This window comes from Nostoc sp. TCL240-02, assembly GCF_013343235.1.
In the GTDB taxonomy this organism is placed as follows: Bacteria; Cyanobacteriota; Cyanobacteriia; order Cyanobacteriales; family Nostocaceae; genus Nostoc.
In genome coordinates, this window is the sequence record NZ_CP040094.1 from 2355151 (window position 1) to 2376681 (window position 21531).

Annotated in this window: 20 protein-coding genes and 1 pseudogene; 7 read left to right on the top strand and 14 right to left on the bottom strand. The window is 40.4% G+C overall.

Going from position 1 to position 21531, the window contains the following annotated elements; genetic code table 11:
- Positions 1 to 130: 130 nt before the first annotated feature.
- Positions 131 to 628 carry a bifunctional nuclease family protein gene (locus FBB35_RS10180; protein ID WP_012406891.1) on the bottom strand — a complete coding sequence of 166 codons (498 nt, stop codon included), beginning with the start codon at positions 626 to 628 and terminating at the stop codon, positions 131 to 133.
- Between the two features lie 340 nt (positions 629 to 968).
- On the opposite strand from FBB35_RS10180, the gene FBB35_RS10185 reads away from it, so the two are divergent.
- Entirely contained in the window at positions 969 to 1649 is a 681-nt protein-coding gene (locus FBB35_RS10185; protein WP_174709533.1) for a riboflavin synthase, read from the top strand.
- 135 nt (positions 1650 to 1784) lie between these two features.
- Here the strand turns inward: FBB35_RS10185 and FBB35_RS10190 are convergent, their stop codons facing one another.
- Both FBB35_RS10190 and FBB35_RS10195 read right to left on the bottom strand, forming a co-directional pair.
- A complete protein-coding gene (locus FBB35_RS10190) occupies positions 1785 to 3335 on the bottom strand; it encodes a M23 family metallopeptidase (protein WP_174709534.1) in 1551 nt (516 codons plus the stop codon).
- Between the two features lie 90 nt (positions 3336 to 3425).
- Positions 3426 to 4244 (bottom strand): biotin--[acetyl-CoA-carboxylase] ligase, encoded by an 819-nt coding sequence (locus tag FBB35_RS10195; protein WP_174709535.1) that lies wholly within the window; start codon positions 4242 to 4244, stop codon positions 3426 to 3428.
- 77 nt (positions 4245 to 4321) lie between these two features.
- Between FBB35_RS10195 and pgeF the strand changes: the two genes are divergently transcribed.
- Positions 4322 to 5104: a peptidoglycan editing factor PgeF gene (gene pgeF, locus FBB35_RS10200; RefSeq protein ID WP_174709536.1), complete on the top strand. Its 783-nt coding sequence runs from the start codon at positions 4322 to 4324 to the stop codon at positions 5102 to 5104.
- Positions 5105 to 5204: 100 nt separating this feature from the next.
- Positions 5205 to 5366: a hypothetical protein gene (locus tag FBB35_RS10205; RefSeq protein WP_174709537.1), complete on the top strand. Its 162-nt coding sequence runs from the start codon at positions 5205 to 5207 to the stop codon at positions 5364 to 5366.
- Here FBB35_RS10205 and FBB35_RS10210 read toward each other — a convergent pair.
- The 3 genes from FBB35_RS10210 to csaB all read right to left on the bottom strand — a co-directional run bounded on the left by FBB35_RS10210 (position 5357) and on the right by csaB (position 8529).
- Entirely contained in the window at positions 5357 to 5779 is a 423-nt protein-coding gene (locus FBB35_RS10210) for an ester cyclase (RefSeq protein ID WP_174709538.1), read from the bottom strand. The genes FBB35_RS10205 and FBB35_RS10210 overlap by 10 nt on opposite strands.
- Before the next feature lie 114 nt (positions 5780 to 5893).
- Positions 5894 to 7342 (bottom strand): glycosyltransferase family 87 protein, encoded by a 1449-nt coding sequence (locus FBB35_RS10215; RefSeq protein ID WP_174709539.1) that lies wholly within the window; start codon positions 7340 to 7342, stop codon positions 5894 to 5896.
- Between the two features lie 149 nt (positions 7343 to 7491).
- Positions 7492 to 8529, bottom strand: coding sequence for a polysaccharide pyruvyl transferase CsaB (gene csaB / locus FBB35_RS10220; protein ID WP_174709540.1), 1038 nt, complete (start codon positions 8527 to 8529; stop codon positions 7492 to 7494).
- Between the two features lie 207 nt (positions 8530 to 8736).
- Between csaB and FBB35_RS10225 the strand changes: the two genes are divergently transcribed.
- Genes FBB35_RS10225 through hisA form a run of 3 tightly spaced genes read left to right on the top strand, consistent with a single transcriptional unit; the run spans position 8737 to position 10196 of the window.
- Entirely contained in the window at positions 8737 to 9072 is a 336-nt protein-coding gene (locus FBB35_RS10225; protein WP_174709541.1) for a DUF2499 domain-containing protein, read from the top strand.
- Entirely contained in the window at positions 9069 to 9368 is a 300-nt protein-coding gene (locus FBB35_RS10230; RefSeq protein WP_174709542.1) for a DUF3593 domain-containing protein, read from the top strand. The genes FBB35_RS10225 and FBB35_RS10230 overlap by 4 nt, the downstream gene beginning before the upstream one ends.
- 54 nt (positions 9369 to 9422) lie before the next feature.
- Entirely contained in the window at positions 9423 to 10196 is a 774-nt protein-coding gene (hisA, locus tag FBB35_RS10235; protein ID WP_174709543.1) for a 1-(5-phosphoribosyl)-5-[(5-phosphoribosylamino)methylideneamino]imidazole-4-carboxamide isomerase, read from the top strand.
- Between the two features lie 264 nt (positions 10197 to 10460).
- Here hisA and FBB35_RS10240 read toward each other — a convergent pair whose 3' ends face one another.
- The 8 genes from FBB35_RS10240 to FBB35_RS10275 all read right to left on the bottom strand — a co-directional run bounded on the left by FBB35_RS10240 (position 10461) and on the right by FBB35_RS10275 (position 19815).
- Positions 10461 to 11114, bottom strand: a complete 654-nt coding sequence (locus tag FBB35_RS10240; protein ID WP_174709544.1) for a hypothetical protein — start codon at positions 11112 to 11114, stop codon at positions 10461 to 10463.
- 222 nt (positions 11115 to 11336) lie between these two features.
- Entirely contained in the window at positions 11337 to 12614 is a 1278-nt protein-coding gene (locus FBB35_RS10245; protein WP_174709545.1) for a glycosyltransferase, read from the bottom strand.
- 411 nt (positions 12615 to 13025) lie between these two features.
- Positions 13026 to 14285 carry a glycosyltransferase family 2 protein gene (locus FBB35_RS10250; protein WP_174709546.1) on the bottom strand — a complete coding sequence of 420 codons (1260 nt, stop codon included), beginning with the start codon at positions 14283 to 14285 and terminating at the stop codon, positions 13026 to 13028.
- 166 nt (positions 14286 to 14451) lie between these two features.
- Complete coding sequence (locus tag FBB35_RS10255) at positions 14452 to 14919, bottom strand: DUF2141 domain-containing protein (RefSeq protein ID WP_174709547.1); 468 nt, start codon at positions 14917 to 14919, stop codon at positions 14452 to 14454.
- Between the two features lie 49 nt (positions 14920 to 14968).
- Positions 14969 to 15982, bottom strand: a complete 1014-nt coding sequence (locus FBB35_RS10260; RefSeq protein ID WP_174709548.1) for a glycosyltransferase family 2 protein — start codon at positions 15980 to 15982, stop codon at positions 14969 to 14971.
- 158 nt (positions 15983 to 16140) lie between these two features.
- Entirely contained in the window at positions 16141 to 17145 is a 1005-nt protein-coding gene (locus FBB35_RS10265; protein WP_174709549.1) for an NAD(P)-dependent oxidoreductase, read from the bottom strand.
- 201 nt (positions 17146 to 17346) lie between these two features.
- Positions 17347 to 18525: an ABC transporter permease DevC gene (gene devC, locus FBB35_RS10270; protein WP_174713591.1), complete on the bottom strand. Its 1179-nt coding sequence runs from the start codon at positions 18523 to 18525 to the stop codon at positions 17347 to 17349.
- Between the two features lie 81 nt (positions 18526 to 18606).
- Positions 18607 to 19815 (bottom strand): ABC exporter membrane fusion protein, encoded by a 1209-nt coding sequence (locus FBB35_RS10275; protein WP_174709550.1) that lies wholly within the window; start codon positions 19813 to 19815, stop codon positions 18607 to 18609.
- A gap of 1430 nt (positions 19816 to 21245) precedes the next feature.
- Here FBB35_RS10275 and FBB35_RS34560 point away from each other — a divergent pair.
- A pseudogene (locus FBB35_RS34560) lies at positions 21246 to 21520 on the top strand (hypothetical protein).
- Positions 21521 to 21531 lie beyond the last annotated feature (11 nt).

The window sequence follows — 21531 nt, forward strand, 5'->3', positions numbered from 1 at the left end:
CTGAGTTCTGAGTAGAAACACGATTAATATTGTCTATACAAAATGAAAGGTAAAAAAGAAAGAATAAAGAACTTATTTTTTAGATTCTCTATTCTTTCTCAGCACTCAGCACTCCCCACTCAGAACTCTTTTAGCTGTCGCCATTACCAAAGCGCTTGATCAAATCTTCAGGACGGAGATTAGAAATAAATTCACGGAAGGCTTGCTGTTCGGCTTCATCTGCATCGCGGTCAACAGGTATAGAAGCATCGGCAATCACTTCTTCCATTACCCAGATGGGGGTATTTGTACGGAGAGCAATGGCGATCGCATCGCTAGGACGTGCGTCAATTTCTTTTTTTACCTCGCCTTGCTGGACAATTAAAGCTGCATAAAATGTATCCTTTTGCAGGGAATGAATGATCACCTTTTCTAGAGTCATATTCCAAGTCTCTAGAAGATTCACAATCAGGTCGTGGGTTAAGGGTCTGGGAGGCTTTTGATTCTCCAGTGCGCCCATAATTGCCCTAGCCTGTTCCTGACCAATATAAATTGGCAAAGCCCGCCGATCTGAAGAATCTTTCAAAAGGACGATCGGGCTACGGGTTATGGCATCTAATGCTATGCCAGCGACTTTCATTTCAATCATTGCCTAAGCCTCTACAATGCTTTGAGAGCCTTGGATGCTGTGTAACAAATAGTACCCCTTTTTAGGCGGTTTGGTGACAGTAATAAACATAAGCATTCGTTCTCTATAATTGCTTCTATTAAACTCCGAACTTGTGGTGAAAACCAGAGTAAGTCAAATTGGTCTTCTTAGACAATAACCTTCTTACCCAAGTATGCCTTGTGAAGGATGCTAATGTGTTAATATTCCTATACGAAAAAAAGTCAGAAAATATACTTGGATATTCGACATTTCTGTGACAATTACCAATTCATTTCAAGCAAATTTAGGCAATAAATAGAGTTAGTTTGACAAAAAAGCCGTGTTTACAGGATTAATCCAAGCATTAGGAACGATAGAACCTTTGGGGGGCGATTCTTGGCAAATTACTTGTATAAGCCATTCTGGTGAAGTAATTATGCAGGATTTGGCTTATGGTGACAGTGTTGCAGTAGATGGCGTTTGCTTGACAGTGGAAAAAGTTTTAAAAGACGGGTTTATCGCCACAGCTTCGCCGGAAACGCTACGCCGCACGACGTTGGGAGGTGAGCAAACTCAACAGAGATATGTCAATTTAGAAGCGTCTCTAAAGGTTGGCAGCAAAGTTGGCGGTCATTTTGTGATGGGGCATGTAGATGGCATCGGTCGATTGCTAGTGGCAGAACAAACGGCTAGTTCTTGGGAAATGACCTTTATTGCTTCCGTTGCGATCGCACGATACATTGTCCCCAAAGGTAGCATAGCTGTCAACGGCATCAGTCTCACAGTAGCCGCTTATGACTCAGAACTCTCTCAGTTCAAGGTGGCGGTAATTCCCCTCACATATAGCGAGACAAATCTTCGCTATTTGGTTGCTGGGAGTTTGGTGAATTTAGAAGGGGATATTCTCGGCAAATACGTCGAAAAATTCCTTTACTCTGGCAACCAAAACACCACAGCCCATCATGAAACAAGTCTAGATGGCATTACACCCGCATTCTTAGCAGAACACGGGTATTTGTAAGTGGGAATAGGGAATGGGGAATTGGGCACTGGGCATTGGGTATGCGGCATTGGAAAGAGGGGAAAGAGCTAATTTTTTATTCTTCCCCTGCTCCCTCTACCCCCTGCCCCCCTGCCCCCTGCCCCTCAGCTTCTTCTAGCTGCCTGGTTCTTGGCTTACCTGAGCAGTTTGCAAGCCTCTCACTAACTGGCTGAGGGCGCTTTGTAATTGCACGCCTGGGTCAGTAGCAATCCACCCGTTCGGTGTTAGGTGGCGGACTTCAAAGTGCAGGTGAGGGCCTGTGGATGCCCCAGTGCTGCCAACTAGCCCAATGACAGTTCCAGGTTGTACCCACTGACCAGGTTTAACAAGGATTTCTGACATGTGACCGTAGAGAGTTTGTTCAGCCGATTTGTGATTGAGAATAACGGTTAAACCATAACCGCCCAACCAGTTAGCAGTTTCGACTTGACCAGCAGCAGCAGCTAAAACTGGTGTTCCCGTAGGCGCACCTAAGTCTGTACCAGCATGGAAGCGTTGATTACCTGTGATTGGGTGAACTCGCCAACCAAACAAAGAAGTAATAGGAGCGGGGATAGATAGGGGATACATCATTCCCGTACCACTATAGGCGACTGTACCCGTGTAAGGTATTTGCGGCAATACTGATGCTAGTGAGAAGTCGTAAGCTACGTTGCTGGGACGGGGTGCAATGTTGCCATCTGCCATTGGTGGCGGTAAAGTCCCGCCACTGGGTGCGATGGGAGTTGCACTCACTCTTGTGGGGCTGAACTCGCTAGGACTCGGGATAAACCGATTTGGGCGATATGCGGTCTTGGTGTCACCACTATAACCATTTTGAGCCGCACGCCATCTGCTGTTGTTGCCAGTCGTTGCAGCTTGCCGCGTGGTCGGAACGACTGGCAATTGGGCGTTTTGACTTCTTCTTAGCCAATTAGGTGCTACTTTACCATTAGAATCAGCCACATTCTTTTGGGGTACTTTGGCGCAAACGCCGCCTAATACGCTTTGTCCTGAAGGCAAAATGGCTTGGCAACCACTAGAGCGTTCTGTGAGAATTACAGAATTTGGTGCTTGATAAGTACCTGTGGCACCACTGTCATAACTATTAGGATCAATATAGGCGTTATTATAATCCTTGGTTTTACCTGGCGTTGCACTAACAGAACTGTTGGAGTTATTCGATGGTTGAGCAACTTCTGGGAGTTTTTCAGGTGCATAGCGGACAGGGGTATTGGGTTTTTCCTGTCTCACCCTTGCAGGAGTAACCTGGGAGGTTTCTACTTTGGGCTTTTGTCTGATAATAACAACAGGTTCAGCAGCTTCGATTTTGGGCGTAGACTGCCTAACTGGTTCTTTTGATTGAGCTACCTCTGGCTTGCGTAGTCTCTGTTTTAGTCTGGCTCGCCGTTGGGAAAATTCCGGTTGCGCTTGAACTGCTTCGGGTGCAACAGCCTGTTTTTTAACTAGATTTGGAACTACTGTTGGCTGGGAAGTTTCAACAGTGGGAACGATGTTATCTACTTGTGTTTCCGTTTGGGCAAACACAAAGCCGCCGCTGAGAAGGCTGACGCTACTCAGCCAACAGAGGCTCTGAGCTGGTAGTGTTGAGGCAAAACGTTTTTTTGTTAGACCTTGCTGCCATAAATGCAAACGATGATGGGCAGAATTATTGCGCTGCGTCATTTGTTCTCTCAGTTGTGAGTAATTAGCCTAAAGAGATGATGCTAGTGGTTTGTCTTGCCCAAAGAGCGAAATTTTGAACAAACCTCAAATTTAAACGGAAGATTTATGGTACCCCAAACTGATTGTACCGGGTTGAATATAAATTTCCGGTGTAATTAGTTCCTTTGTATCATGTGTTTCTAAATCAACTCGTAAATTTCCTTGAGGTGTCACCCCAACTACAGTACCTAAAAGATTATTGACGTACACCCGATCGCCCATGTTTGTCAACAAGTCAAGATAGCGAGACAAGAGTATGCTTACTCCTTCTTGCTGAAGGCACTCTATACCGGATTCTATTCCCAGTAAGACTTTAGAGGTGAGCATTTCCAGACAAGAGATTGGTCTGAAATCTTGCAAAGCTTGCCACGATTCCAGATTAATTCCAGTTTCGGGGACTGGATTTATCCAGTTAATACCAACACCAATCACTGCTTGGGTAATTTGTCCTTTGTTTACTTTGGTTTCTGTCAAAATGCCGCCTAGTTTGCGACCATTTAAAACTAAATCATTGGGCCATTTTATCCCAACATCTATACCACAATGGCGCAATTGAGAGGCAATTCCCCAAGCAGTAGCGAAGGTTAGCTGGTAGCTGTCAGTAGCCTCTATTTTGTGGTCGAAAGAAATCGCCACGGAAACATATAATCCCCCAACTGGAGAAATCCACTCACGTCCCCATTGTCCTCGCCCAGCAGATTGAACAGTTGCGATGACTACTGTTCCTGAAATAGCCCCTTGGTGGAGTAAGTTCCAGAGGGTTTGGTTGGTTGAGGAGACGCTTTCAAAAAAGTGAAGGGAAAATGGTAAATATGTATACTTACGCCCTGCTTGCAAGGCTGTTTCTAAGTTTTGCAGATTAAATCCCACAGCAATTAACCCAAATTCCGTTGTTCAAGTTAGCATTGATTGGCTGATGAGTGATTTTTGTTTAGGTTTGGTTGAAGATGCACACTTGGCACTGGCGCAATTGGGAAGGACTGCCTTATTTAACTTGTAGTATTCTGGAACATTGGCATCACGGCTTCTTTACCCAGCAGTTTTGGCCGCGATCGCCACAAGTTATCACAGAAGTATTGCAACCAGAGGCATCAGTCTATCGCTTAAAGCAGGTTCATGGCAATACTGTTCTCACCCCCCAAGAAGTTGAAAGCTTCTTAAGCACTGCTGAGGAAGATTTAGCATCGGCGGATGGTTTAATGAGCGAGCAGCCTCTCCAAGCCGTTTGGGTAGCTAGTGCAGATTGTACACCCGTGCTGATTGGGGATGTGAAAACTGGACGGGTGGCAGCATTACACGCGGGTTGGCGGGGGACTGCGAAGAAGATTGTGCCCCTAGCGATCGCTAGATTACAATCTCAAGGCAGCAAACTCGATGATTTACGCATTGCGTTGGGCCCTGCGATCGCTGGTGAGGTTTACCAAGTCTCTATCGAAGTGGCTGCCGAAATTGGAGCTAGTATTATACCAGATAATGAGGAAAAAATCATTCAAGCATTGCATGAATTACCCAATTCACCCTTATTGGAAGATCCTAATCCCGGAAAAGTCAGGTTAGATGTGCGGCGAGTGAATACCTTACAACTGGAAAATATTGGGATTAGTGCAGAACAAATTGCGATCGCACCTTATTGTACTTTCCAAACTCCAGAGCATTTCTTTTCTTACCGCCGAGAGCAAGAAAAAAAAGTTCAGTGGTCAGGGATTGTTAGCAGTAAAACGAATTCCTAGCATTCACATATGTTTTAGCCGATGAAGCGATCGCTTCATCAGCTTGGATTCAATATATAAATTCGCCATGTTGTGGATCAAAAATACGATATTTTAACTGATGACAGAGATCCTGAATAATTCTCAAATCGCACTTGCTAACATGGGGCGAGATATGAATTGTAGTTGTATGGCGATCGCCATACAAGTGATATTCCTTCAAGTTTTTCCATCATCCCAATACGGACAGCACATTTTTAAATCATTGGTCGTTCAATATTGAATTTGCTGCATCAGACCTGCCGCGTCGGAAACCGACCAATGCTCTGTAATCTTTCCGTCTTGAACCCGATCGATTCGGATCACCGATGTCGAGATGTGCTTGCCTGTCGGCAGAATACCGTAGAACACGCCACTGTGTGTCCCTTGGCTAGTGATGTATGTCGCAATTCGATCGCCTTCTGCCACCTGCTGCACGATCTCAATCTGGATGTCGGGGAAAGCGGAGAAAAAATCATCAAAGAATGAATCATGATAGATCAGAAGCGCATTAAGACCGCGATTGTCTGTTCCTGACATCGCATGGTTTACACAATCTTCTGCCCAGAAATCTTTCAATGCCGAGAGATCGCGACCGTTCCAAACCACTTGGATAAAGTTCTGGATGATTTGTTTGTTTTTATCAATGTCGCTCATCAGCTTTTCTCCAGAGAATAGTCTTACATTGAGCCGTATTATACAACTTCAAAAAGCCTGAATGAATCTGTTGACTTGGACGCTGAAAAATCAATCTAAAACTTTAATCTGCCTCTAGACTATCTGTTTTTGACGCACTGAACCAATTGCTAAGACTAAAATACTCAGAGTAATTCCGAGAATTGCATAACTCGGTAGGGCGAAGATAGTTACTTTCAGCAAGTAGGGTAATTCCCCTGCTTTCACATTCCAGTGGTTTGCTAGAGAGCCAATGAGCCAGCCATGAATAACTGCTGTTTGCACTGCTAAAAAACAAACTCCTGCTAACCAAACAGACATTCTTTTCATAGAGTATTTACAATACCTGATTTGATATAACAAATCATTAAGTAAAAAAACAACAGCAGGTATCAACATCACAGTACTAGTTTGCTGTGAATAGTTAATGGCAATACTTAAGCAAGAAACTAGTACCATTTCGGCTAAGTATATTTCTTTTGACCAGGCTATAAGAGATTGTTGCAGATACCAATACCAACCCACAAAACCAACAAGTATCAGGACAATAAAGTCTGACAATAGCTTGGCAAATAATGGATTATTGGGTAATAATCTTGGGCCCACTACCATCAAATCTAGGCGAGTAATTGAAAGATAAGGACTATTTGATGGATCGTTAAGCCAGAGTACAAATCCACGAGTTGTATCTGGTAGGTATTGTGTCAAAGAATTGCCCGTCAAGGCTAAACCTAAAAATACTAGAGAAGTTCCTGTGAGAACAGATATAAAAACTAAAGAAAACCGTCTTTTTAGTAGAAAATACAGAATGAATAATACAGCTAATGTTGGTTTGCAAACGGCAATACCCAAGCAAATTCCTGCTAGGATATCCTGATATTTTCTAGCTAAGATAAACATCCATAAAATGAGAACTGCAACGAAAATAGCAAGATTACCAACTTGAAGATCGCGAACTAAGCCATAAATTAACGCACTTGAGATTATGCAAATAGTTCTGAAAGCTGGCGACTTCGATTCTAGCAGGATATTTGCTCCCCACAAGGCCAAGCCGATTGCTAATATGTGCATCACAATCCAGATTGTAAATGCAGTATCGCTCGAAAAATAACCAAGAAACCAGATAAGAGGAATAATATTAGGTGGATAAACAAATGGTGGAATAAATCCACACGTCTTAGTTAGGCTACAAAAACTTTGGTTAAAAATCTCAACATTAAAAGGACTCAAATACTGATGAGCCAATTTACTCGCTACATAAAACCACTTAAAATCCCATAAAGGTGGATTTGGTTGATTTAGGAAATAAACTAGCCAACCTGTATAGCAGAGAAATCTTGTTAATACTAATGCAACAACTGTTTGGATGATAAAGTTAACAACTGGTTGACGAAGAAATTGCATCAAGCGTTGGATCGCAGAAGATTTTAGAAATAAACAATTTTTCCAAGCTGCCTTATCCTCATCGTCTAGTCGCCAATTATTTTTGAGAACCAATGCAACTACAATTACTATAATTAGGTTCCAAAAACCAAAGTTTATCATCAGAACGAACTCAAAAATTCTTTATATATATCCTAAATAACATAATAGGTACACTTTTTTATAAAAAATGCTTAGGTAATTTTATAATAAATTTACAAAAATTTGATAATTATCGATATATAGTTCTTTATATTTATTGCTAAAGAGGCTCAAAGAAAAGCTTGACTCAATAGCTCGCGGTGCATTAATGCCCTATCTACTAAATATTGGATTTTATCTGGTGATAACGGATCGCCATTAGCATAATGCTCCATCCAAGTTAAACTAATCAAATTGGGATCGTCGGGTAAACTCGCCAAATCCCACCCAGGCATTTCTAAGTCTTCCATGAGACGATTTACCTTGGGATCATAACTAAGAGCAAAGCAGCGACAACCTTCAGATGCAGCCATAATCAAGCTGTGTAGGCGCATCCCAATTGCCATTTCCACGCCGCGAAATACACCTTTCAAAAGTTGTGGATCTTCCAGACATAAAATCTGGCTGACATCTTTAAGGTGAGGTTGAATAGCTTCGGCAATACTTAAATCTTCACTTTTTTGAAATGGCAGTAGTAAAATGAAAGCTTGCGTAGCTTTTTGAAAGTCAACCAAAGCACGGGTTAAATTTGCCAGACGGGTTTCGGTAAGCTGGGGATGCGATCGCAACGTTACCGCAACTCTCGGCGCAGGTAAATCCCAAAGTCCCGGTACTGGTTTCGATTCCAACGCCCAAACCGGGTCAGGAGCTATAATACAAGGAATTTGCCAATCAGATAATAAAGCAGCACTGGCGCGATCGCGGACACTAACTTTGGTACAATTACCAAAGGTTTGCCGCGCTAACCAACGAGTTTGCGGACGCACCAACGGGCCAATACCCTGCGCCCAAGCAACAGTTTTCAAACCCATTTTCTGCGCCAATGCCATCATTCCCCCATAATAAAAGGGGCTAATAGTGCTGGTAACATCTTGAATAAGACTCCCGCCGCCCCAAATCAAGGCATCACTTGAGCGTAAAGCTTGCAGCACAGTTAAGGGGGCCATGCGATCGAAAGTTTCTACATTGTAGCGATCGCGCGTTTCCTCTGGATTTCCCGAAAGTACCACAGGGGTTACGTGAGATGGTAACATTTGCAAGAGCGTTGCTAACAAAGCCTCGTCACCACCATTACCTTTACCGTAATACCCAGACAATAACGCCCGCATCTTGACCATTTTGGATTTTAGATTTTGGATTTTAGATTAACAACTTTTTTTAAAACGTTGATGCCATCCTGCCAATAAAAGATGAATTGTATTGTAGGAAAATAAGACCATAGAAAAACAAAAAGATTAATACTATTGATTCTTAACTCCAGTACAGACGCTAAATTCCGCGTCTTTAATTCCTAACTTATAACTCCTAACTTTCTTATGCACACCCTATCGATTCCCACCTGGATTATTCATATTTCTAGCGTTATAGAGTGGATTGTTGCCATTTGGTTAATCTGGACTTACGGCGAACTCACTAATAACCGCAATTGGTGGGGATTGTCCTTTGCTATGTTACCAGCTTTAGTTAGCGCTATGTGTGCTTGTACCTGGCATTATTTTGACAACGCTGAATCTCTGGAATGGCTGGTAACACTTCAAGCTACCATGACCTTAGTTGGTAATTTTACGCTTTGGGCAGCAGCGTTTTTGGTCTGGCGTTCTACCAAATCTTCTAACACTGTTGAACCAGAACCTATCAAATTAGAGCAATGATTTCTAAAGAAACCCTGTTTGCACTTTCACTGTTTCCCTATTTGGGTTTCTTGTGGTTTATCAGCCGGAGTCCACAAATGCCGCGTTTAGCGCTGTATGGATTTTACGGTACTCTCGTTTTTGTGGCTATCACCATCCCAGCCGGAATTTACGCCCAATTGCATTATGGCGAGTCTTTGGCCAATGTAGATTGGTTGCACGGTGGTGCAGAATTATTTTTGACTCTTTCTAACATCTTGCTTGTGCTAGGTTTTGGGCAAGCTGTCAGGCAATTACAAATCAAAAATCAAAAATAGAAACCCCAGCGCTAGCTAGGGTTTTGATTGCATTGAGTTATGAGGGACAAATAAATGGATGTAATTCCAGCAATTGATTTACTAGAAGGTCGATGTGTGCGACTGTATCAGGGGGACTACGATCGCTCGCAAGTTTTTAGCGAAAATCCCGTTGATGTAGCCAAACAGTGGGTCGATCAGGGTGCTAATAGACTGCACATAGTTGATTTAGATGGTGCCAAAGCGGGTAAAGTAGTAAACCTGGGAGCAATTGAAGCGATCGCTCACGCGGTGTCAGTACCCATTGAAATTGGTGGAGGATTGCGCGATCGCACCAGCGTACAACAATTATTCAATCTAGGCATACAGTGGGCAATTCTCGGAACCATCGCCGTAGAACAACCCCAGCTAGTACAAGAACTGTGTGCAGAATTTCCTGGACAGATTATTATTGGCATTGATGCCCGTAATGGTCAAGTCGCAACTCGCGGTTGGTTAGAAACCTCAGAAGTTTTAGCAACCCAACTAGCTGTACAAATGCAAGAATTGGGTGCAGCCGCCATCATTTACACAGATATTCACCGAGATGGTACTCTCATCGGCCCAAATTTAGAAGCTTTGCGAGAACTTGCGGCGGTAATTTCCATCCCGATAATTGCCTCTGGCGGTGTAAGTTCTCTCACCGATTTGTTGAGTTTGTTGGCGTTAGAACCTCAAGGCGTGACTGGTGTAATTGTTGGACGTGCTTTGTATACTGGGGATATTTTACTCAAAGAAGCATTACGAGCGATCGGGCCTGGGCGGATTCAAGATATTCCACCCGATCTAGGTTTTTCTAGTTTTGCTTGATTATATAGAGCAATCGGCTTTTAGTTGAGATTTTGGCGATTTAGAAAAGCCTTTTTAAAGTAACTTCAAAAATCTTTTTTCTCTCTGTGTTACGGACACTTTGTTCAAGTCGGGAAACCCGCCCATGCAAGTGTCCTCCTCTGTGTCTGGAGTGGTTAAATAAATTACTTTTAAACCGCAGAGGCGCAGAGAACACAGAGGTAAGAGGTTAAAAAGAGATTTGTTGACCAATCTTTTTACCCACCTTGAAAGGGCTAGTCCTAATTAACTTACAAAACTGGGGGCTGATCTGTGTTTACGTTTTTGCCGTAAGCCAACACTTAAAGTTCCAAAAATTAATGCACCCAATGCAAAATTAGGTTCGGGAACACTAACAATAGTAGACTTATTTTCGTTTTCAAGAGTATTCCAAGCGCCAAACTCGTACAACTCTAACCGATAGCTAAACAAACCGTCTGAATCACCAATAAATTGTAGAGGTGCTGAAAATTTTAGCACAGTGCTATCAAGGCTGTATGGTACTGAACCCCGAATCTTACCCCAGCCTCCTGAGTTTGGTTCAAATGGTCCAACTGGGAAGACATCACGTATCCGAACGTCACCTGCAACATGGATTTCTTCTCCGCGAATAATTGAGGAAAGGTTACTATAGACAGAAGTGGTTGGTCTAAAAATAGGTAATTCCCCACTCGGATCAATAAAGTATTGGAAAGAGTCGGCTTGTCTCCCGAATTTATCAACTGTAAAAAAGTCTGGCACTCTATTAAAATTTATAGTAAATGATACCTCTTGAGCATCAAGATTTACCAATGCCGACTCTGATTGAACGAATAGTTCTGCCTGCGCTATCTGTCCTGTAGCCAAGCCAATTAAAGCTGCTGCTGGCAGAGACACTAAAAATTTTGGTAGATATGTCATAATAATTACTGTTTGAGCCGTAGTACGACATCAAAATATTACAGTCATCAACATACTAATTGAAAGCTACTTCAGTAATTTCACTGTAATTTTATGATAAATTTACAGAACTTTTAACAAATATAGTCCCATGTCAGGATATTGGATGCTGAGGAGTTCTTTCGCACGCAAGAATTAGCGATCGCTAGTCATGTATATAGTAGCGATCGCTAATTGTAATCGTTATCGTCTCATCCTACCTGTACCTACTTTCACCTTCTGAGATCCTTCAACAATTTGGTAAAGCTTGTCTTCAAGTTTTTGCATACATGCCGACCAATCAAATTCGAGTATAGAGGGGCGAGCGTGCCGAGTCATATCTGCTTTCAAATCGGGATTTTCTAGAATCGTAATCACCTTTTGGGCGAAGTCTGTAGGGTTGTTAGGTTGGGCAAGAAACCCGTTACGGCCAGGAAACACCTGTTCTGAAGTTGAGGGTGCAACAACCGCAACTAGAGGCGTTCCAGATGCTAACGCTTCGTTATTCGTAGTGCAGAAGTTTTCGGTGACGGAGGGATTCACAAAAATATCCGCTCTAGCAAACCAGCCTAAAAGTTCTGTACCGTGTGATTCCCCCCATATAGTAATACCCGATCCAAACTTTTTAGCACGCTCACGAATCTCTTCATCCAACGGCCCACTACCAACTATCACCAGATGAACATCAGGAATTTTGGCAGCTATGACTGGAAAAATATCAAGCAATTGGTTGACATTCTTTTCGGGGGTAATGCGTCCGACAAACAAAATAGTTAGTCGGTTGTCGTTAGGAATAGGATTGTAACAAATGTTTCGCGGATGAAATTTTTCGCAATCAATGCCTTGATAAGGGACATATTCAGCGCGTTGACATTTCAATTCTTCGTATTTAGTGAGTTGTTCTTTAGAAGAAAAGTAATTGAAGTCATAAGACTCACTAAATTGCTTAACTAAAACGGGAATAATCGGACGAACAAAGTTAAAGAATTTATCCCCAAAATAATATTTGATATACGCAACGATATCAGTATGGAACAGTGAGATTATTGGCGTGCCTGTTCGTTTTGCGTATTCGACACCAATTGGACGACCATAACCTTGCAAGAAAAATGAGTATAAACCTCTCATTTGCGCGGCTTCTTCAACCAAGATAATATCAGGCTTAAATTTCTCCAGCAACTTGGTATCACTCCAATGCCGATAATTTAACGGTTGAGGAAGAGACTTATAGAATAACAGTGGTTCAGTGGGGAAAGCGTAAGCAGAGAAATTTGGGAAAGACTGAATTTCATTCAAACCTAGCATGGGGCGATCGCCAACATTTTTGGGGTAGCGATCGCTGATTTGCGGATGAACTAAAAAAACCTCATGTCCTTGCTCTAGTAACCAACGAACTCGTTGGTGAACAGCGACAGAAACACCAGTCAAAAAAGGAGCATACAATCCTGTAAACAGTGCAATGCGAAGTTTTTGCTTAGTCATAATAAAAGGGAATATTTCACGAAAATGCTGGTTTTCAATTTAGGATTTACGCAGCTTATGTTTCATGAACATCCTGATTATCTAGCTAAAAAATTCCCACTAATACGGTTAGACTAAGGATTTACGCATTTTCAAATATCCGAAATTCTCAATTGTGAAGTGGATGTTTATAAACCTGGATTGAAACTCTCAAAACATCCAAAGAATAAGTCAAAATTCCCCTTAATATATTTGTCTAAACCCTTGCCATTTTATGCAAATACATTTTGATAATCAACAAGAAAAAACGTGTATTCTGACAAGGGTTATAGCTAATATAGTTGTACTAAATATAAGATAATATAATTTGAAGACTAGGGAATGTTTAGTGTAATAACTTTCATGCCCTAGTTCATATTTTAGCGATTTAATTCAAAGAGAAACCTTGTTATCAATAGGCTGATCTAACCATTGATAAGGGCGATATTCCACTAACCGGACATTCCAAGGTCCTTGAACTCGATAGGAGACACCGCGCCAGGTAACTGTTGAGATCCAAATGGATGATAGCATCGCTAATCCATAAACCCACTGTGTTAGCGGAATCCCAATTAACATTTTGACGATTGTAGCACCTGATAATTTTGCGATCGCTTGGTCATTAGAGCGAACCACTCGCTGTACCTCTAACTCCAACACGAGCATTATCAAGAGTAGTCCTACAGTATAGACACCATAGCAGCCTAATAAGAGAATCGCAGCTTCCCATTTTGCCTGTAAGAAGGACTCTAGAATTAAGATGATGAGTGCAGTAGGAAACAAAATGCTAGAAACAGATTCGCTAACTAAAGCTAACCAACGCGGGTGATACAGTCGAGAATAAAGTATCAGGCGCTTAAGATAGTCGATTAAGTTGGATAAATCAGTCTCTTCACGATTGACAATTAGCAGCGAAGGCACAAACTTTACCTGAAACCCATGTTTTTTGAGAATGTCGTGCATCATAAAATCTTCGCCTAAAGCTTGTCCCCACTTATCTAGGAGTTCTGTTTGGCGAAGCACTTCTGTTTTCACAGCCAAACTTCCACCCCAAGGAATCTGGAAGACAAACATTTGCACTACTGTGGATACATTGCCGATGTACCGGACTAAAGATCCCCAATATCTACCTGTAGGAACGTACCAACGATTACCTGTTGTCGCCCCTACTTTAGCATCACCTAAAGGACTGACTAATTCTCGCAGCCAATTCACATGGACTATAGTATCAGCATCTACTAAGGCAACCACCTTGTAGGAATCATCCAACTCACGGACAGCTTGGACTAAAGAACTACATTTGAGACTACAATTGTTGCGTACTATTCGCAAAGGGCTAATTTGAACGTTAGTCGCTTCTTGCTCTGTGATGCTTTCACTGGCAATTTTCCAAGCGGGGTCTTCGTGACTATCAACGATCAATTTTAAATCATAGTGTGGATAGTTTTGGTTCAGGAGCGATCGCAAACATCTAGGCAAAAACGGATCGGCTCCGCGTAAGCAAAGAATCACTGCTGTTTTGGGTAACTGGTCATCTGGTAATAAGTTTTTTTTAGATGAGCGCAGATACCATATAAAAACAAGCGTTAAACACACCTGAATAACCAGCCAACCCATCAAAGACTTAGACAGAAATATTGCCAAATCTTCCATTAAATTTTTAATCTCCGGTAGGATTAGGGGTTGGGGATTAGGGATTGGGGACTTGGGATTGGGGACTTGGGATTGAGGATTGGGGATTGGGGATTGAAAATCAGAAGTATCTCCTAAACAAGGAGTTCCCAGTCACCAGTACCTAGTTCCCAGTCCCCAATCGCCTTTATGAATCCAACGAATATTTCATAATGATATTGACTGTTGTATTTTTATTTACAACAAAACTAGCATCACGAAACTTTGGTGTACCTGTTTGTATAGACACAGTTGGATTTTTAGAAATCCCAAAACCTTCTGTAGGAATACCAAAAAAGTCTTTATTGAGTTTGCGATCGCCATTTTGATCGTCAACCACGGCGACAGCATAAGTTCCAGGCTTCAAACCGGAGAAATCTTTTTTAACAGAATTGCCAGTAATCTTAGCACAGCCACTTTGAGATCCACTAGAATTACTCATCGGAAATCCTTTTTCAGTTGCGTAAACTCGGAAGCAAATCTCACCTTTTTTATGTTGTATGCCATTTACTACAACACTAAGTGTTGCAGTTGGTTCTGCATTCGCTGTTTTAGCAAAGCTGAGGCTCACCAAAGTAGCAAGTAAAACATGAGATAAACGAGATAGTTTCAGCATAGTTTTGTCGTGAAAAATAGGTGATTTTGTGGCTGCAAAAAAGCTGTACTTACCAGCTTTTATTTTTAAGCTGGTTTGTGAAATGAATGACTTGATATTTTTTGATTGATGCTGTTTGCCAACTTTTCCAAAGTACTTGTAGCACTCTTAATAAATCTTTCAGCAAAAGATATTCTGCCCCTTTTAACTGCTGATGTAGGCTTCTATAACAACAAAGCTGCTCATTAAAATTTAGGGGACTACGCCATATAGAGAGTAGATACTCCCAGATTATTCTCCAATGTGGCAATAAAATTTGTCCTTTCTTTGCTGAATCAAACCACACTGCATAAGCATAGAAATCAGGTAGCATACTCAATGAGCATTTTTTACTGTTGTTAGCAAACAGCAAATAATTAGGGAAGTACATACTCATTGATTGTTGTGGATGGCTTCTGGCAAAAAACAGGTATTCAGGGATTTCATAAAACCTGCCAAGAATACCAAGTCTTAACAAGAGGATTCCATCTGCATTACCGTAACCACCCATTGATGGTATCTTTCTTAGGGCATTGGCGCGAATTACTCCGTAACATTGATAACATAAATGTTTCGTCAGCAATTCGTGAAAACGCTCATGTGGTTTTAATGCATCTGCCTTAAGTTTGATATCGTAATTTTGGAGAAAATTACCCTGTTCATCAATAAAATATGTCTGGGAGTGACATAAGACTATGCTAGGGTCTTGGTCAAGTACCTCAACACACTTCTTGATAAAATCTGGAGCATGGAGGTCGTCATAAGCTGCCCATTTAAAGTACTCACCTGAAGACAATTGAAAGACGCGATTAAAGTTACGAGCGCAACCAATGTTCTTGTCATTGCGGTAGTAACAAATACGTTGGTCTTTCTCAGCATAAGCTCTACAAATTTCCTCAGTTTTATCTGTAGATGCATTATCTGAAATAATTAGCTCAAAATCTTCAAAGGTTTGAGCCAAGAGTGAATCTATGGCTTCTTTGATAAATTTTTCACCATTGTATACAGGTAATCCGATGCTCAATCGTGGCTGATTGCTACTCATAACAAGTATTCGGAAAATCTGTGGATTATTTTATGCTCAATTGCAGATAATTGTTAGGCAGATGCAACGGAAGAATTCAGAATAATTGGTGGTGCCCAGATCCCCGACTTTTTTAAGAAGTCGGGGATCTAATTTTAGTGATTCAAAAAATCTGCGAACTATTTAATCAAGTTTTGAATATCTGTTTTTTGCAGCCATTCATGTGTTCGCTGCATTCCTTCTTCTAAGTCAACTGTTGGTTTATAATTTAACAGGTTTTGTGCTTTGACAATAGAACAAGCATAAGGACGAGTCATAAAATCTATAGACTCTGGTAAAATATCAACTTTTTTCCGAAAAAGCTTTTGTCCTTGAACACGTAGCTTTAGAAACAACTTGATTTCATCTTTCGATAATGAAAGAGGTGCTTGTAAACCTTCCATTGCTGCTAAACGCATAAAATACTCTTTCCAAGAAGTTTCTTGTCCGTCAGTGATATTAAATATTTCACCGTATGTTTCTTTTTCTATCGCTAGAAAGATGCCATCAATCAGGTTATCTATATATACGTGATTGATTACTCCTTTAGCATCGTTGGCACAGGCAAATAATTTTTGACGCATCATCAAAATTGGTCTGACTATCCAGGGTATACTTCCTGGGCCGTAAACATCTCCGGCTCGAATAACGATTATGCCAAAATCTGGAGGATTATTCAGTTCTAAAACTGCTGTTTCGGCTTCTATTTTTGTTTCACAGTAAGGATTATTTGCGCCCGAAAGTGGCCCGGATTCTGTAACACCATTAGGATAGTTGAAACCGTAAACCATTACACTAGAAAGATGCACAAATGTTTTGACACCAGCCTGTTTAGCAGCTTTAGCCATGTTGACAGTACCGCCAACATTGACATCACGAAAGTTATTAATTGCGCCAGCTTCTTCGGCAAGTTGGTCTGTATGTAAAACGATATCTACTTCCTGACAAGCCTTTTGAGCAATAGTAGAATCGGTGATACTACCAATAATTATCTCAACACCTAAGTTCTGTAATTGTTTGTTCTGTTCTTTAGAACTTTGCAGTCCCCGAACTTTCATCCCTTGCGCTATAGCTAACTCGGCTGTACGCAAACCGACGAATTCATCGATCCCAGTAATTAGCAGGGTTTTGTCTTTGAGGTTCATAAAATCGAAATTATTGTTAAATGGGTGAATTTGAGTTGTTAGATAAAAAACTGAAAATTTATACCAAATTTAAATTCCGGTAAAGACTTTTAATCTAAAATTGGTATAAAGAAGAATTTTTCTGTGGAGAGCCTGAACCAACGCTTAATTATTAGTCTATATCATGGCAAAATAATTTGATTATTTTGATGCACCAAATAGCTAGAAAATATCTCCCGGATCTGCGGAGCGGAGTTTGTTGATAGCCAGCGCTCCTGATGTTATGCACATTAAAACTGTTGAAGTTAAGACAATCACTGCATTATTAGTGGTCATAACTATTGGTAGTTTAGTTGCTTCGGCTGCAAAACTATATAACAAAACAGAAGTAATAAATCCTGGAATATAACCTAATATTGCCAAAATCAAAGCTTGCTGAAATACCACATTCAACAAATAGCCATTGGCATAACCGATGGCTTTTAAAGTGGCGTAAGCAACAAATTGGGTAGCAATATTGCTGTAAAGAATTTGATAAACAATAACCACACCAACAACCGCAGCCATTGTCAACATCAAGTTAAGAATAAAACCAATGGGTGTTCTAACAGCCCAATAATTTTTTTCAAAATCAATGAAGCCTTGGCGGGTAAAAACTTGGACATCACTAGGCAAATTTGCCTGTAAATTTTTCAATACTTTTTCAGCATTAGCACCAGGTTTGAGTGAAATCAAACCAATATCTATCATATCCGCCGGACGAGTATTGGGATTTATCCTCAAAAAAGTTGAGTCACTAACGAGCAAATTTCCGTCTACCCCAAACGAAGGGCCTAATGTGAATAAACCACCTATTCTCACTCTATAGCCAATCAATGAACTGTATGGAAATATTTCAACTGTCTGTGCAGTTTCTCCCCGATTAAATTTTTCTGCTATTGGGCCAAACTCTGGGCGAGAACCCCGGTCAAAAAGCACGACATCGGGAATTTTGAGTTTATCTAAATTTTTCTCCACTTCTGGGAGATTCATCACAGGTCTACCTGGATCGAAACCAATAACATATATTGAATATTTCTCACTAGTAGCCGGATTTTTTAGTTTGGCAAATTGCAAATACATGGGGCTAACTGACTCTACGCCATCAAACCCCAGAGATTGGTACAAACGAGTCCGTGAAAAACTTTGATTTGAGGTCAAAGATTTATATTGCGAACTCACTAAAAATAAATCTCCTTTGAGATTTTGATGGACTGCGGTTGCACTTGAATAGAGGGCATCTTGAAAACCAAGTTGCACAAACATGAGCAGCACAATAAAACCAATCCCGGCTACAGCTACTAGTAAACGAACTTTTTGCTGCGCTAGCTGTAGCCATCCTAAAGGAATTTTGAAATTCATGGATTTATTTATCATTTATCATTTGTCATTTGTCATTTGTCATCTGTCATTTGTCATTTGTGAATGACATCTGCCAATTGACTAAATATGAATGGCGACATCCACTTGTAAGTTAGTTAAACGAGCAACCTTTTCACTATCTGCGGGATTATCGATGGAGATTTTAACTTCAACTATTCTGCGGTCTGTATCTGAACCAGGGTTGATGCTGAAGATGTTTTGCTTGTCAACTTGCCAACCAATCTCTTTGACAGTTCCTTTTATTGTTCCAGTAAATGCAGTGCTGGTAATTGTGGCTTTTTGTCCTACACGCACTTTTTGAACATCGGTTTGATACACCTCTGCAATCACATACATTTGAGATGTTTTACCGATTTCAGCAAATCCTTTGTTGGTGCTGATTACTTCTCCGGTTTTAGCGTGGATTTTTAAAATTTTGCCGTTTATGGGAGATTTAATGTAACTTAAATCCAAGTCGGCTTTTGCTTGTTGAACAGAAGTTGTTGCACTGTTGACTTCGGTTTGTGCAACTTGAACATCTACGCTACGCACTTCGCTAATACTGGTGAGTTGTGCTTGTGCTTGCTTGCGTTGTTCTTGGTATGTATCTTGAGTGCGCTTGAGGGTGGCTTGAGCTTCTGTTAGCTGCTGTTGTGTAGTCTTGAGTTGCAAAGCTTTGCTATCTGCTACAGAAGCCGCGATCGCACCTTGTTTATATAATTGCTGATAGCGATTATTCTCAGCTTGAGCATTGTCTACTTCAGCTTGGATGCGGGCAATTGTCGCCTCTTGAGTAGCAACATCCCCTTTATATTGTGGCTCTAAACGTGCGATAACTGCCTTTTGAGCATCAATATCTCCCGTTTTCCCTCCAGATTTAACCTGTGCTAGTTTCGCTTTGGCAACTTGGAGTTGGTCTAAAGCCTGTTGTAATGCAGTTCTAGAACGACCATAATTTTCGAGATAGGCCAATAATTGTCCTGCTTTAACCGCATCTCCTTCTTTCACTAACAGTCTGTCTACTCGTACCCCATTATTAGAAGCAGGAGCAGTCAAAGAAGTAACTTCACCTTCTGGCTCTAAACGTCCCAAGGCGGTTACAGCAACTTTTGCAGGAGTCACAGCTTTGGGAGGATTCGCTGCTGGTGCCACAACTTTAGGTTTAGACCAAAATGGTACCAAACTATAAAAAGCTATTAATCCGGCTGCTAAAGTTAGAGAAGCTGCTAAAATTAGTTGCGATCTACCTACGGGTTTTGTGAATAATCGGCTTTCTTTATTTACTGCCATCTTTTCATTCCAATTCTGCTTTTTTAGGGGATAGCCTGGTTATATTTAGTCCATTAGAATAGACTCATCCACAAATTACTTAGAGGACTTTTCCTCCAAGGTTTCTACCTTAATCAAGTGGATGTATCTAAAGTGGTTTTATATGAATTGTTGTACGCTTTTGCCGCCCAAAATTACTATTGTGGCGTGAAAATTAATGGTGGTGTTACTTCAAAGCTTCCTAAGTTATATCCTAATTTGACATCTAATCCAGTAGCTTAAAATACAATAACGCTAACCAGAAATCCTAACTCTCAAGAACAAGGAAGCGCCAATAAAAGTGAAATCAAAACTTGGATAAACTTGTTATTAACTATGGCGTAGAAATTGATTTTTGTCAACCAATTGACTTTGCATAAGTCCTGATTCTCTCACTAAAATATTTGTTTACTGTCAGATTAAATTCTGAAAAAATGTATTTATCACTAATCTTTTATCCGCTAATTGAATACCAACAGATAGTTAGTGATTAAGTAGATTTGATATTACTAACAGATTCTTGTTAACAGGGTTGTGTAGTATAAGACATTATTATTGGTTTTATTCATAGTAATTAAAAGACGCTTATAAACCGCACTTACACAAGACTTTACTCACCTTCGTGAGTTTTATTTAAATACCCAATTTTTATTAGAGGTGGTCTACCCTGTGGGAACGCAAAGGGTGGAATGTTTGTGTAGCGGCGTACTCCTACGGTGAAGCAAGCAAGCTACATACAGTGTGCCGTAGGCATCCCATTCGCTCTGGTTTTCTAACCGCCTTTTTAACTAATGCAATCATGATTATGTTTATCAAGCAACATAGTAAAAATTAATATTTGCTTTATAAATAACCGCTTTACTTCTTAACTTGACTTATATTGAAAAATAACCAGAAATTTTTACTAAATTATGATGTTTCTCTGAGAAAACATACTTATGGTTATCCAATTTATCTATGTATTTCTTGAATTGTTACTTAGTAGACAACAGATTTGCATTGTTAACTTAATTCATAGAAAATTTCTATCTAACCCGTAGATAACAAAATCTCCAACACATTTATACAGTCAAAAATTATACTTAAGTCTGAATTTTATTCAAATTAACATCAGTAATTGTGGATGTTAATTTATAAAATAACTTTAAAGAAATAATTTAGTTTCTGTAAAGTATGTTAGTGTTTTTATTAATTCAATGCTTTAAAGTGGTTAGACAAACTAGTTATTTAATTGGGATTTTGAAATTAAAAATAACTAAAGATAACTGCTTCTCTATCATCGTCTGCTCATTTCATTACTTTTTCGACTTGCATAAATTCGGGTTAAAGGTGGTGTCTTTTGTGTAACGAACTTGTCAACTTTCCTAGTTCAAATAGCATAAAATACATTATCCCGAACGTTGAAACTGGCTATGACTTTAGAGATACGGAACGTTGTCATTAACAACAGCTATGTTGCTGTGGTTCGGCTAGATAATCAAAAGCTTTCGGGTGAAAAAACATTTCTGTTCTCTTAGCTACTCCTCAGTTTTCATCACTCCAGTAGGATACCATTACTCAAAATCTCTACCATTACAAATGGATTAAATTCACTGGTCAAGCAGCTATTACACTCCAAGACTATTTTACCAGTTTTAACAACGTTATTGACCTATTGCCACAATTTCAAGAGTCTAGCGTTGGATAACAATTTTCGCG